General features: G+C 52.2%; 15 protein-coding genes. 8 read left to right on the top strand and 7 right to left on the bottom strand.

From position 1 onward, the window contains the following. Window positions 1-78 precede the first annotated feature (78 nt). From degS to zapG, 3 genes are all read right to left on the bottom strand, one after another. Entirely contained in the window at window positions 79-1,146 is a 1,068-nt protein-coding gene (gene degS, locus C9I99_RS17005) for an outer membrane-stress sensor serine endopeptidase DegS (RefSeq protein WP_107350047.1), read from the bottom strand. Between the two features lie 188 nt (window positions 1,147-1,334). Next, window positions 1,335-2,702: a Do family serine endopeptidase gene (locus C9I99_RS17000; protein ID WP_166645473.1), complete on the bottom strand. Its 1,368-nt coding sequence runs from the start codon at window positions 2,700-2,702 to the stop codon at window positions 1,335-1,337. 110 nt (window positions 2,703-2,812) lie between these two features. Next, window positions 2,813-3,262, bottom strand: a complete 450-nt coding sequence (gene zapG / locus C9I99_RS16995; protein WP_107350046.1) for a Z-ring associated protein ZapG — start codon at window positions 3,260-3,262, stop codon at window positions 2,813-2,815. Window positions 3,263-3,504: 242 nt separating this feature from the next. Between zapG and zapE the strand changes: the two genes are divergently transcribed. The 8 genes from zapE to sspB all read left to right on the top strand — a co-directional run bounded on the left by zapE (window position 3,505) and on the right by sspB (window position 9,964). Then, window positions 3,505-4,602: a cell division protein ZapE gene (gene zapE, locus C9I99_RS16990; protein ID WP_107350113.1), complete on the top strand. Its 1,098-nt coding sequence runs from the start codon at window positions 3,505-3,507 to the stop codon at window positions 4,600-4,602. A 283-nt stretch (window positions 4,603-4,885) separates the two neighbouring features. Beyond that, window positions 4,886-5,314, top strand: a complete 429-nt coding sequence (rplM, locus tag C9I99_RS16985; protein ID WP_107300019.1) for a 50S ribosomal protein L13 — start codon at window positions 4,886-4,888, stop codon at window positions 5,312-5,314. Between the two features lie 15 nt (window positions 5,315-5,329). Next, window positions 5,330-5,722 carry a 30S ribosomal protein S9 gene (gene rpsI, locus C9I99_RS16980; protein WP_107350045.1) on the top strand — a complete coding sequence of 131 codons (393 nt, stop codon included), beginning with the start codon at window positions 5,330-5,332 and terminating at the stop codon, window positions 5,720-5,722. A gap of 431 nt (window positions 5,723-6,153) precedes the next feature. Continuing rightward, the gene (gene petA / locus C9I99_RS16975) at window positions 6,154-6,744 is read left to right on the top strand and encodes a ubiquinol-cytochrome c reductase iron-sulfur subunit (RefSeq protein WP_107350044.1); all 591 of its coding nucleotides are present in this window, start codon (window positions 6,154-6,156) and stop codon (window positions 6,742-6,744) included. Beyond that, the gene (locus C9I99_RS16970) at window positions 6,744-8,009 is read left to right on the top strand and encodes a cytochrome b (protein WP_107350043.1); all 1,266 of its coding nucleotides are present in this window, start codon (window positions 6,744-6,746) and stop codon (window positions 8,007-8,009) included. Before petA ends, C9I99_RS16970 begins: the two co-directional genes overlap by 1 nt. After that, window positions 8,006-8,743, top strand: coding sequence for a cytochrome c1 (locus tag C9I99_RS16965; protein WP_107350042.1), 738 nt, complete (start codon window positions 8,006-8,008; stop codon window positions 8,741-8,743). Before C9I99_RS16970 ends, C9I99_RS16965 begins: the two co-directional genes overlap by 4 nt. Before the next feature lie 85 nt (window positions 8,744-8,828). Next, window positions 8,829-9,467: a stringent starvation protein SspA gene (sspA, locus tag C9I99_RS16960; RefSeq protein WP_107350041.1), complete on the top strand. Its 639-nt coding sequence runs from the start codon at window positions 8,829-8,831 to the stop codon at window positions 9,465-9,467. Between the two features lie 2 nt (window positions 9,468-9,469). Continuing rightward, on the top strand, window positions 9,470-9,964 hold the full coding sequence (gene sspB, locus C9I99_RS16955; RefSeq protein ID WP_107350040.1) for a ClpXP protease specificity-enhancing factor: 495 nt from the start codon (window positions 9,470-9,472) through the stop codon (window positions 9,962-9,964). Window positions 9,965-10,052: 88 nt separating this feature from the next. Here the strand turns inward: sspB and C9I99_RS16950 are convergent, their stop codons facing one another. The 4 genes from C9I99_RS16950 to C9I99_RS16935 are packed head-to-tail and all read right to left on the bottom strand — an operon-like array spanning window position 10,053 to window position 13,385. After that, complete coding sequence (locus tag C9I99_RS16950) at window positions 10,053-10,592, bottom strand: BON domain-containing protein (RefSeq protein WP_107350039.1); 540 nt, start codon at window positions 10,590-10,592, stop codon at window positions 10,053-10,055. Between the two features lie 20 nt (window positions 10,593-10,612). Then, window positions 10,613-11,203 carry a phosphoheptose isomerase gene (locus tag C9I99_RS16945; RefSeq protein WP_107350038.1) on the bottom strand — a complete coding sequence of 197 codons (591 nt, stop codon included), beginning with the start codon at window positions 11,201-11,203 and terminating at the stop codon, window positions 10,613-10,615. Between the two features lie 3 nt (window positions 11,204-11,206). After that, window positions 11,207-11,575 carry a YraN family protein gene (locus C9I99_RS16940; protein WP_107350037.1) on the bottom strand — a complete coding sequence of 123 codons (369 nt, stop codon included), beginning with the start codon at window positions 11,573-11,575 and terminating at the stop codon, window positions 11,207-11,209. Further along, entirely contained in the window at window positions 11,559-13,385 is a 1,827-nt protein-coding gene (locus C9I99_RS16935) for a penicillin-binding protein activator (RefSeq protein WP_107350036.1), read from the bottom strand. The genes C9I99_RS16940 and C9I99_RS16935 overlap by 17 nt, the downstream gene beginning before the upstream one ends. Between the last annotated feature and the right edge of the window lie 50 nt (window positions 13,386-13,435).

The following is a 13,435-nucleotide window of genomic DNA, read 5'->3' as shown; positions in this document are numbered from 1 at the left end:
TTGAATGCGACAAAAAACCAGCCATTCGGCTGGTTTTTTTGTCGCTAGCATCCAGTGCTGAGGTTCAATAACCTTGCCTCAATAGCCGTTTGGGTCATCACCAATTTTGACTTTTAGGTTGGTTGGCTCACCATTGCGCAGTACTTTCATATCGACATCGGTCCCCGGACGAAGCTCGGTCACGATATCTAGCACGTTGCGGCGGTCAGTGACTCGCTTGCCGTCAATCTCTATTAGGATGTCCTGTACCTTGAAGCCAGCTTTAGCTGCCGGGCCGTTGGGATCCATTCCCATCACAATGATCCCGCTGATTTGCTCGGCATCGTAAAGCCTTGCCATGACCGGGTTGATGTCTCGGGCTTCCAAGCCGATATAGCCACGGATCACGCGCCCGTCGGCAATCAGTTTGTTCATGATCTTCTGCGTGAGCTCATAGGGGATAGCAAAAGAAATCCCGTACGTTTCAATATCCGTTGTCTGCTGGAACGAAGCGGTATTGATCCCGACCAGCTCGCCGCGGGTATTGACGAGGGCTCCTCCGGAGTTCCCCTCGTTGATCGCGGCATCGGTTTGCAGGAAGTCCTGCCGGCCATAGAAGCTCATGCCTGAACGGCCGGTTGCGGAGATGATCCCGTAGGTGGTGGTCTGGCCAAGGTTATAAGGGTTGCCGATGGCCAGTACGACATCGCCAACTGCTGGATGGTAGTCTGAGCTGGTCGGGATCACCGGGAGGTTCTCGGCTTGGATTTTCAATACCGCTAGGTCGGTGCGCTGATCTTTACCAATCAGCTGGGCGGTAAAGATCCGACCGTCTTGCAGCGCAACAATCACCTGATCGGCTTCTGCCACGACATGGTAATTGGTAACGATGTAGCCTTTGTCGCTCATGATCACGCCGGAACCCAGACCTTGGGTGCTGAGCTGCAAGCGGTCCTCGGCATTGTAGCGGCGGTTGTAGATATTGACGACAGCCGGGGAGGCGCGGCGGACGGCATAGTTAAAGGAAACTTGGGTCTGGTTGACTTCAATCGGGGCCAATACCTGGGGCGTATTGAACATCTGGGTGCGCAGATCAGGGAAGATCAGTAGCAGGGCGATGGCCGTGACGACACCAAGCAAAATGGATCGAGCCAAAAAAGCCAGCATGTTCGCTCCCTTGAATGAATAAACTACTGATAATAGCCGAAGAGGGTACCATTACCTTAGACAAGATACCAAATATTGGCTGTGTATTTTATTGAATAATTTACCAAAAGCTCAGCCTTGGCTAAGCAGGATTTACGGGGGGGAGGGAAGCACGGCAGCCGGGCTGGCCGGCTGCCGTTGGAGCAGATTTAGCGGATGATCAGATAAAGGATGCTGTTATCCCGTTTCACTTCAAGAGCCAGCACGCTTGGCTTTTTATCAAGGGCTTTTCTCAGCTCCCCTAAATTACGGATAGCCTGTCGGTTGACGCCAAGAATGATGTCCCCTTCACGCAGGCCGAAACGGGCTGCTTCGGAGTTCTCCTGCAGGCTGGTGACCTTGACCCCTTTTGCACCGTCACTTGACGTGGTATTGGCAAATTCCGCGCCGGCCAGGCCTTGATGCAAGCTGTCCGCTTTGACTTTGTTGACCGAGGCTTCATGCAGCTTGGCGGTGACATCGAGCTTTTTGCCGTCACGGATAATACCGAGGGTCACGTTTTTGCCTGCGCCCAGGGTGGCGATTTTCGCGCGGAGCTCACCAAAGGTACGGATCTGCTTACCATTGACCGACACGATAATATCTCCGGCCTTCAAACCGGCTTTCTCGGCGGCAGAGTCTGGCATCACCTGGTTGATGAAGGCACCGTGGTTAGTCTCATAGCCAAAGGCTTCGGCCAACTCGGAGGTCAGCTCCCCGCCCTGTACGCCGAGGATACCGCGTTTGACCTCGCCAAACTCGAGGATCTGCTCAGTCAGGTTTTTCACCATGTTAACCGGGATAGCAAAGCCAATACCGACGTTGCCACCATTGGGGCCGAGAATAGCGGTATTGATACCGACCAGCTCGCCGTTGAGGTTCACTAGGGCACCACCGGAGTTACCGCTGTTGATGGCGGCATCGGTCTGGATGAAGTTTTCGAAGTTTTCAATATTCAGGCCGCTGCGGCCAAGGGCTGAGATGATCCCTGAGGTGACGGTTTGGCCGAGGCCGAACGGGTTACCGATGGCGACGGCAAAGTCACCGACGCGCAGCTTGTCGGAGTCGGCAAGCTTGATTTGGGTCAGATCGCTGGCGTCTTTCAGCTTGAGCAGGGCGATATCCGACATTTCGTCGCTGCCGATCAGCTCGGCGGTGACTTCACGGCCATCATGCAGTTGGACCATGATTTTGTCTGCCCCACCGATCACATGGTGGTTAGTGACAATATAGCCCTTGTCGGCGTCGACAATCACTCCCGAGCCCAGCCCGCGGAAAGGACGTTCGCGGATTTGTTCTTCAGGAAAGTCAGGGCCGAAAAAGAAGCGGAACGTTTCGGGTAAGCGCTGTTTGGATACTTGTTTACCTTCAACGGCAATGCTGACGACTGCTGGGGTGACTTGCTCTAGCATCGGGGCTAGGCTGGGCACCTGCTGGTTGTTAACTGACTGGGGAAGGGCGGCGGTTGCCGTCACTGGGGTAATAACTGAGCTGATGCCAATAGTCAGGGCGCTTAAAACAAGTAATGATTTTTTCATTATGACTAAACTCCGGTTTTCAAGTCCAAGCGCAGGCACACTTCCTAGTGTGTTGATATACCTGCTTTATCTCAGACTTGAAAACGGGTGTTTAGTTCCTAAGAATTTTCTTAGCTCGCTTTGGACTCTTCCGTTTCAGGCTTAGGTTCGTCGGCAACCGATTCTGGCTTTTGGTCTTTAAGCAGGCCGGTTGCACCGTTGGCATAATCGCGAGGTTGTTTGTCCTGAGTTTGCTTGGCGTCCTTCACTGCTTCCAGCGTGCTGATGCGGCGGGCAAATGGGTTGTCTTGCTCCGGTAGGTTCGGCATCAGCTCGGTCGATGTTTTCGCCATGTGCTCGTAGAGCTTGCTGTAGTCTTTAGCGATGTTGTCCAGTAGCTCTGAGCTCTGGGCGAAATGGTCAACCAGCTCCTGACGGAATTGCTCGAGTTCGTATTTTGATTTATCCAGCTCTTTTTTCAGTTCTTTTTGCTGTTTCAAGCCTTTATTGCTCAGCCGCATGGCAAAGGCACCGACAATGGCACCGGCAATGAAAATCAGCAGCGCATAAATCCAAGCCATGAAAAACTCCTTTTGCTCTTTTATAGGGACAGGGGGATAACGGCACCGAGAGGCAGGCGGACCTGCTGGGACGGAACGGTGGACGTTGATCATCATCCCTGTTGTATAACATCAAGATTTAATTGGCGCTGAATAGCTCGCCAACTTCACCTACTCATCAACTTGTCTAGATACTATACATGTACATGAAGCAGCATGGTACTATCTCGCATATGGAGAATGACGGCTTGGGCGTGACAAGGATGACCCCACAACAACAATACCAACATGATCTTGAATGCAGCGATTTCGTTGCCGACCCGGCCCAGGCCATGGCCGTTCGTCACCTTGATGACCTCTATCACCGGCTTCTGGAGCCAAGGCCAATAGCGGACAGAAGCTGGGTTGATCGTCTGATGCGCCGACCCGCGAAATCCACAGCACCGGTGAAAGGGCTCTATTTCTGGGGGGGAGTCGGGCGCGGCAAGACCTATCTGGTTGATACATTTTTTGAGTGCCTACCAACAGAGCGTAAAATACGGGTCCATTTCCACCGCTTTATGCACCGGGTGCATCATGAAATGAAACAGCTGGAGCAGCAGGTGGATCCGCTTGAAGTGGTCGCCGAGCGATTTTGTGCAGAAACGGACATTATTTGCTTTGATGAGTTCTTTGTCTCGGATATTACCGATGCGATGATCCTCGGTACCTTGTTCGAGGCACTGTTCCGCCGGGGCATCACGCTGGTGGCAACGTCAAATATTCCGCCCGATGAACTTTACCGCAATGGCTTGCAGCGGGCCCGTTTCCTGCCTGCTATCGAACTTATCAATAGCCATTGCGAAGTGGTGAATGTGGATTCCGGTATTGATTACCGGTTACGCACGCTGGAGCAGGCCGAAATATACCATTTCCCACTCGATGCGCAGGCTGAACACAACATGCAGCATTATTTCGAGCAGTTGGCGGCTGGCGAGCACCGCACGGGGGGAACGATTGAGGTGAATAACCGGGCTCTGCCGATCCGCCATGAGGGGAAGGGGGTGATCCATTTTGATTTTTCCACCCTGTGCCAAACCGCCCGAAGCCAGAGCGACTACATGGAGCTGTCGCAGGTCTACCACACCGTGCTGATGTCTGGGGTGACTCAGATGCAGGAGGATGATAGCGATACTGCCCGGCGCTTTATTGCTCTTATTGATGAATTCTACGAACGTAACGTCAAATTGATTATTTCTGCCGAAGTGGACTTGGTGCAGTTGTATCGGGGCGAAAGGTTGGCTTTTGAGTTCAAGCGTTGCTGTTCACGACTAATCGAAATGCAGAGCCACGACTATTTGGCCAGTGCGCACATTCCATGATGTCATGGAGGCCGGGTTGGTCATCATAGTAAAAAAGGCCCTAAATAGAGGTTGATAACCTTCAGTTTTGGGCCGTAACCGCGTCAAGTGAAAAAATCACATTTTTTTTTCAAAAAAAGGTGATTTTTTCCCCACCCTTCCCTATAATCTTGCGACCCACCGTACCTGTAACGGCAAAAGCCGGGAGTGCCAACTACTCGAAGGGGTTATGACTGGGGCTCTGTACAGAGGGAGCATACTGCTCCTGTAAAGTGAAACTATTTAATTTTGGGTAAGAATTAGCATGAAAACTTTCGTTGCTAAACCAGAAACAGTAAAACGTGACTGGTATGTTGTTGACGCTGAAGGTAAAACTCTTGGTCGTCTAGCAACTGAAATCGCATCTCGTCTACGTGGTAAGCATAAGCCGGAATACACTCCGCACGTTGACACTGGTGACTACATCGTAGTTATCAACGCTGAAAAAGTTGCAGTAACAGGTGCTAAGCGCACTGACAAGATGTACCACCACCACACTGGTTACATCGGTGGTCTGAAGTCTATCAGCTTCGACAAGCTTCTTGACAAGAAACCAGAGATGATTATTGAAACTGCTGTTAAAGGCATGCTTCCTAAAGGTCCTCTAGGCCGTGCTATGTACCGTAAGCTGAAAGTTTACGCAGGTACTGAGCACAATCATGCTGCACAGCAGCCTAAAGTTCTAGACATCTAATTGGGGAAGATGACAATGGCAGAGAATCAATACTACGGCACTGGTCGCCGCAAAAGCTCAGCTGCTCGCGTTTTCATTAAACCGGGTACTGGCAACATCGTAATTAACAAGCGTAGCATCGAAGAATACTTCGGTCGCGAAACTGCTCGCATGGTTGTTCGTCAGCCTCTAGAGCTAGTTGAAATGCTTGAGAAACTAGACCTATACATCACTGTTAAAGGTGGTGGTATTACTGGTCAATCTGGTGCTATCCGTCACGGTATCACTCGTGCACTTATGGAATACGATGAAACTCTACGTCCAGCACTACGCGCAGCGGGTTATGTAACTCGTGATGCACGTAAAGTTGAGCGTAAGAAAGTTGGTCTACGTAAAGCACGTCGTCGTCCACAGTTCTCTAAGCGTTAATTTTACGCTTCAGAATTTATTCTGGAAACTGTGTGCAAAAGCTCAACCTTCGGGTTGGGCTTTTTTATTGCCTGTATAACCTGCCTCTCTATCACATCTAAGCAACAATCCCGCCGAGCCTAGCCGTATATCCATACCTTTCCTTGAACCTTTGTGCAGATTAAATCAGCGATACAACAGCCGCTTGCATCATTAAATGTAACAAAAAGAACATACCTCTCACATTTGTTGCGAAAAGGTAGCTTTGTCTTGTCAAAAAGTGGGGTTTTCTTTATCATTTGGCGTGATAAGCAACAGCTTTACACCACCATTTAGGCCTTCCTGATTGGAAGGGAGCTGTTGTTTCTTTCCGTTGAAAGTTAGCCGTAAGCTCCAGGGACGCATAAGGAAATAATAATAATCCAGAGCGGGAGCACATGGGAGAATGTTGGATGAGCAATGCGCCAGTAAGTAACGGCCGACGCCGCTTCCTGACTGCGACGACTTCGGTTGTTGGAGGCTTGGGTGCAGCCGCTGTAGCCGTGCCTTTTATCAAATCATGGAACCCGAGCGCGAGAGCAAAAGCCGCGGGTGCCCCAGTAGAAGTTGATATCAGCAAGTTGGAAGAAGGCCAGATGGTCCGCGTCGAGTGGCGTGGTAAACCGGTCTGGGTGGTCCGCCGTAGCGATGCTGTTTTGAAAGAATTGGGTGGCCATGATGGCCAGCTTCGTGATCCGTCTTCGGCGGAACCGCAGCAGCCCGGATATGCCCAGAATGAATTTCGTTCAGTTAAACCTGAAATCTTTTTAGCCGTAGGTATTTGTACCCACCTTGGCTGTTCACCTACCTATTTACCCAATACCTTCAGTGAGCAGGTCAATGGTATTTCGTCTGGATTTTTCTGCCCGTGCCACGGGTCGAAATTTGATATGGCGGGCCGGGTCTTTGCTGGGGTGCCAGCGCCATTGAACCTGGTGGTGCCACCGCATACATTCCTGGATGATAATACCATTTTGGTTGGTCAGGACGAGGAGAATGCCTAATGGACGCATTACTTGGATGGTTTGAAAAACGCCTGCCAATGATGAATGCCTACAAGAAGCATTTGTCAGAGTACCCGATGCCGAAGAACTTCAACTTCTGGTATCTGTTCGGTTCGCTGGCCATGTTGGTGTTGGTCAACCAGATCATTACCGGGATCTGGCTGACGATGAACTACGTGCCTTCTGGCGACGGGGCTTTTGCCTCGATCGAATACATCATGCGCGATGTCGAATATGGTTGGCTACTTCGCTATATGCACTCGACAGGGGCTTCGGCATTCTTTGTCGTAGTTTACTTGCATATGTTCCGGGGCCTGATTTACGGTTCATACCAAAAACCCCGTGAGCTGTTGTGGCTGTTCGGGATGCTGATCTTCCTGGTGCTGATGGCAGAGGCCTTTATGGGCTACCTATTGCCATGGGGCCAGATGTCTTACTGGGGTGCCCAGGTCATTATTTCCCTGTTTGGTGCCATTCCGGTGATCGGTGATGATCTTACCTTGTGGATCCGTGGTGACTACGTGATCTCCGGTGCGACTCTGAACCGCTTCTTCGCCCTGCACGTGATTGCGCTGCCAATCGTGCTGCTGCTGTTGGTCGTGCTACACATTCTGGCGCTGCATGAAGTAGGTTCGAACAACCCGGACGGTATCGAGACTAAACTGCCAAAAGGCAGCAAGGGTGAGGGTTACAAAACCCAGTTCCCGTTCCACTCTTACTACAGCAAGAAGTATGACATTATCGACTCCATCCCTTTCCACCCCTACGGGACAGTGAAAGATATGGTGGGGATTGCGGTGTTTGCCTTCCTGTTTAGCTATGTGATCTTCTTCAATCCAGAGATGGGCGGCTACTTCCTTGAGCCACCTAACTTTGAAGCGGCCAACCCACTGAAGACGCCTGAGCATATCGCACCGGTTTGGTACTTTACCCCGTTCTACGCCATCTTGCGTGCGGTACCGGACAAGCTGCTAGGTGTCATTGCGATGGGAGCCGCGATTGTCGTGCTGTTCCTATTACCGTGGTTGGATCGCTGTAAGGTGCGTTCATACCGTTACCGTAGCAAGCTGCATCTGGCCAATATTGCCCAGTTCACTATTAGCTTCATTGCATTGGGTATTCTGGGTGCATTGCCGGCAACGCCGACCTACACCGTTCTGGCGCAGATCTTCAGCTTTGCGTATTTCATGTTCTTCGTCCTGCTGTTTTTCTACAGCAAGAACGAAGCGACCAAACCGCTACCAGAGAGGGTAACATTCAAATGAAGACGTTGATTGTAATGCTATTTGCCCTGCTGCCGTCTCTGGTCATGGCTGCGGGGCCATCGGTGCCGTTGGACAAAGCCAACAATGATCTGACCGACAATGCTTCGCTGCAGCGCGGTGCACAGACCTTCATGAACTATTGCTTTGGTTGCCATGCGACCCAGTATCAGCGCTATGAGCGGGTGGCAACTGACCTCGGGATCCCGGCTGACTTGATGATAGAGCACATGATCTTTGATCCAGAAGCCAAAATTGGTGAGCTGATGGTCAATGCTATCCCGACCGAATACGCGGCGGCATCGTTCGGTGCGCCAGCACCAGACCTGACCATGGTGGCTCGTGTTCGCGGTACAGATTGGCTATATACTTACCTGCGTGCTTTCTATGCCGATCCGAGCCGTCCGTTCGGGGTCAACAATGTGGTCTTCCCGAGCGTAGGGATGCCCCATGTGCTGGAAGAACTGCAGGGGGTGCCGAGCAAAGTCTATGAAACCCGCTTGATCGACGGCGAAGACGTGCAGGTCTATGTCGGTATAGAGTCTGACGGCACGGGCGAACTGAATGATGAAGAATATGACGAGGCCGTGCGAGACCTGGTCAATTTCCTTGAATATTCAGCAGAGCCAATGAAGTTAGAACGCCAACGTCTGGGTTACTGGGTAATGGGTTTTATCGTGGTATTCTTTGTACTAACATTACTGTTGAAGAAAGAATATTGGCGTGATGTCCACTGATCAGGTAATCTAGTGGGTTAGAATCTCGCAATGGGGGCATCGGCCCCCGTTGCTTTTTGTGTATTTAAGTATACTGGAGGGGTTAATGGCTGTTGCTGCCAATAAACGCTCGGTGATGACTCTGTATTCTGATGCTTCTGACATCTACAGCCATCAGGTGCGTATCGTACTAGCAGAAAAAGGTGTAAGCGTTGAAATTGAGCTGGTTGACCCAAACAACCTGCCGGAAGATTTGCTTGACCTAAACCCGTACAACTCTGTGCCGACCTTGGTTGACCGTGAGCTTGCACTTTACCAAGCAAGTATCATTATGGAGTACTTGGATGAGCGTTTCCCTCATCCGCCATTGATGCCTGTTTACCCTGTTGCTCGTGGTAACAGCCGTTTGATGATGTACCGTATCGAACGTAACTGGTACACATTGGCTGAAAAAGTGAATAACGGCACAGCTGACGAGGCTGATAAAGCGCGTAAGCAGCTGCGTGAAGAGCTGATGGCTCTTGCCCCAGTATTTGCTGAGTTCCCTTACTTCATGAGCGAAGAGTTCAGCTTAGTTGACTGTTACCTGGCACCGCTGTTGTGGCGTTTGCCTGAAATGGGTATCGAGCTGACTGGTGCTGGTGCGAAAGAAGTCAAAAACTACATGACTCGCGTTTTTGAGCGTGATTCATTCTTGGCCTCGTTGACTGAAGCAGAGCGCGAAATGCGTTTGGCTGGCAACTAATGATGGACATCGACAACATGACACCGCGTCGACCGTATTTGCTGCGCGCTTTCTATGATTGGCTGGTAGATAACGATTTGACCCCGCATTTGGTGGTTGATGCAACGCTACCGGGTGTCAAGGTTCCGATGGAATTTGTCAGTGACGGGCAGATTGTCCTGAACGTTGCCCCGCGTGCGGTCGGTAATTTGGAGCTGGGTAACGAGGCTATCAGCTTCAGCGCCCGCTTCAGTGGCCGCCCACACACGGTGATTGTCCCGCTTTATGCTGCGATGGCTATCTACGCCCGCGAAAACGGTGCTGGTACTATGTTTGAGCCAGAACCTGCTTATGCGACGGATATGGCGGACATCGAAGCTGTGGATGATATTGCTGATGAGCAGCCTCAAGAGGTGCTAGTACCTCTTGAGCCTGTGGCTGAAGCCGTTTCGGATATTGAACCTGATGATGAGCCGCCGCGCCCTCGTGGCCGTCCAAGCCTTCGTGTCGTGAAGTAATCACGTCGTACGTGGTGAATGAAACGCATAAAAAAACGCAGCGAAAGCTGCGTTTTTCTTTTCTATGTCCATTCTTCCGATGCTAACCCTAGTCCTCAGGGTATTCAAACACCTTAACCACCTTCTTGACGCCGGACACATTGCGCGCGATATCGGCGGCCACATTGCCCTGCTCTCGATTGACATAACCGAGCAAAAAGACTTCCTGGCCTTCGGTGACCACTTTGATGGTCGCATCTTGTAACTGCTTGCTGCCGATAAGCTGGGCCTTGACCTTGGTGGTCAGCCAACTGTCTTTGCTCACTTCACCCAGTTGGGGCAGTGGGCGGATTTGGAGCTGGTTGTAAACCGTGTTGACATTTTTCAGCTCTCTTACTTGCTGTTCCAGCTGATGGCTGTAACTCTGCTCGGTTGCCTGGCCGACCAGCAATACTTTGCCATCGACGGCAATCGCATTGACCCGGGCATGCTGCCGATAAGGCGGCTTATTGGCAAGGCCGCCGACTTCCATTTCGATTTCTTGATCGTACCATTGCTGCTTGGTCGAGCGGGTATCGGCCGGATTGAGAGCCGCACATGCCTGCAGGCCGAATGCCAGCAGGAGAACAAATAGCGAGCGCCAGTTCATGGTTACCTTCCTTGTTGAACTTATCCTTCGTGATGAGGGAACAAAACCTTGTCGATCAGATCACACAGGCAGTGGACCACCAACAGTTGTCCTTCCTGGATTCGTGCTGTGCGCTGTGACGGAATACGGATCTCGACATCTTGGATGCCTAGCAGACCTGCCATTTCGCCGCCGTCTTTGCCGGTCAAGGCGATGATCGTCATATCCCGGGTCAGCGCCGCTTCCATGGCCTTGATAATATTCTTGCTGTTGCCGCTGGTCGACAGCACGAACAGGATATCGCCGGCCTGGCCGAGAGCCCTAACTTGCTTGGAGAAAATTTCATCGTGGTGATAATCGTTCGCCACTGCCGTCAGGGTGGTGGTATCCGCTGTCAGGGAAAGGGCTGGCAGGCTTGGACGCTCAGTCTCGAAGCGGTTGATCAGGCAGGAAGCAAAATGCTGCGAGTGCGCAGCCGAACCACCATTACCGCAGCAGAGGATTTTGTTGCCGTTGAGCAGGCTTTGCACCATGACCTGGGCTGCCTGGGAAATTGCGTCTGGCAGGGCCTCGGCGGCGGCAATCTGGGTTTGGATGCTTTCAGTGAAACTTTCTTTGATGCTCTCTAGCATGGATTAACCTTCTACTAGGGTGTTGGTAAACCATTCGATCTGTGGAGGGGCGCCTTCGAGCGATACCACATCAAATCGAAACTCTGTGTGTTCAATGGCGAAGCCATTTTTCTTAAGCCAAAACAAGGCTGCACGCTTAACGCGTTGCTGTTTGCGCCAGTTTACCGCTTCTGCGGCCGAACCGTAACGGTTGTTTTTGCGGAATTTGACTTCGACAAAGACCCAGCACTGCTGATGGCGCATGATCAGGTCTATTTCGCCGCTGCGGCACTGGAAGTTACGGGCGTGGGATTGCAGGCCATGGCGGCAGAGATACTGCTCGGCCATGGCCTCGTAGGTTTGCCCTTGCTGGCGCCTATTGAGCGGGCTCAATACCGTTCCCGGTATAGATAGCCCAGCTCAGCTGGCGCTGGATCACACACTGGTCATCAAGGCTGAGCTGGCCGGTATTGCCCTGGGTCGTATAATTATCGACCACACGCATCTGTGGCAGCTCGGACACCATCTTATAGGCATCCATCCCGAAGGCATGAAGGCGTATATCGGTATTCTTGCTATCCGGCCACAAGTCTTCATAGCGGTTCATGAAGTTGTGGTTGGCATCGATAAGCAACGGGATATCGCTAAACTCGATACCACGGATCTCTGACGTGTTGGCATCACGATCCGGGTAGCTGCGCGAGCTGGCATACAGTTTCGGTTGCGAGGCATCCGGGTTGATGGCCACTTCGATAAACGGCTTGAGCAGTGTCAGCTCGTTGACATTGGCGATCAGGTAGACCGAATCGGTATCGCGGCGGCTGCGCGGTTCGGCTTCGAGCTCCATTCCCAGCACCTGCTGCATCTGCGTGATGCGGGCCTGGCTATCGGTCAAACCGAATACCGCGGCAATTTCCTGCTGGATCTGCTTGCGTGAGCTGAACTGGCGGGTTGCCGGTGTATTGCCGGTCAGTTGCTGCCATTGCTCGATGAAGGCATTGCTGACGCGTCCACCAAAGCTGTTGCCCGGTGCCAGTACCATCGGGTATTGGTGGCCCTTGGCAAACAGGTGGCGGGCGGCCTGCTCGGCTTCCTGCTCTGGTGAGAGCGAGAAGTAACAGGCGTTATCCTGGGTCAGCTGGCTTGGATCCGGCTCATTGAGCGCTAGCAGGGCGATATTGCTGCTATTGGCTCGCTGGAATTCGGTTATTTTGTTTTTGCGCAGCGGACCGATCACCATCTCGACGCCGCTTTGCTCGAGTTTGGCCATAATCGTCGCCATGCTTTCGGCTTCCGTATCGTAGACGGTCAGCTCGGTTTGGGCCTCGCGGCCGGTATCGTCGAGCATGGCATTGATAAAGCCATCGCGGACCGCTTTGCCCGATTGCTCGAAACGACCGGTGAGCGGCAGTAGCAGGGCAACATTATCGAGCTGGGCTATGTCCAGCGACATAATACTGTCCAGATCCGCTGGCAGGTATTGGTTTGCCGGGTGGTAAGGGTTGCTGGCCAGCCAGTCTTCGACCATGCCCTTGAGTTTGACCGGGCGCTGGGAGTAGGTGTTTTTCAACACCGCCAGCTGGATCCAGCCACGCAGCACCTCTTCGTCACCGGCAAGGGTAACGGATTGGAGCTGGTTATTGCTGTAGTTGGACAAGTCCTGCCACAGGTTCTGCCAGTTTGCGGCTTTCTGGTCATTGTTCAGGTACTGATCCAGCGCGGTACGCGAGCGGGCTGCGTTGAGCGGTTGGTTGGTCTGACGGTAAAGCTCAGCACGCAGCATGTGGTAGCGCAGGTACTGGCTATCGGCCAGAGTCCACCACGGCTGGAAGTTGAGTGAATCAAGTGCCGCTTTAGGCTGGCCTTGCTGGTAGCGCAGGGTCGCCCGTGCCAGCTGCCATTCTGCCATCTGCAGTGGATCCATGTTCATCCGACTCAGACGGTTAGCAAGTTGCTCCGCTTGGCTCCACTGACCTTCCTTGATCAGCGCCTTGAGCGCCAGGATATTCCAGTTGATGCTCTCGGCACCTTCACTTGATTCGGCTTTGATCAGATAATTGGCTGCGCTATCAGTAGCGGCAGCGGTAATATCGGTGGCCACGACAGGCTGGTTAGAGGTACTACAGCTTGCCAGAAGCACGGCAAGGGCTACAGGGGCTAACAGTCGTGATACACTTTTACGCTTATGGGTAAAATTGAGCATTGAATTCATTCAACTGTGACAAATTACTCTCTATATTAATTGCAGATGAG

This window comes from Photobacterium lutimaris (genome assembly GCF_003025555.1).
Lineage (GTDB): Bacteria > Pseudomonadota > Gammaproteobacteria > Enterobacterales > Vibrionaceae > Photobacterium > Photobacterium lutimaris.
This window is presented reverse-complemented; position numbering and strand designations above follow the sequence as displayed.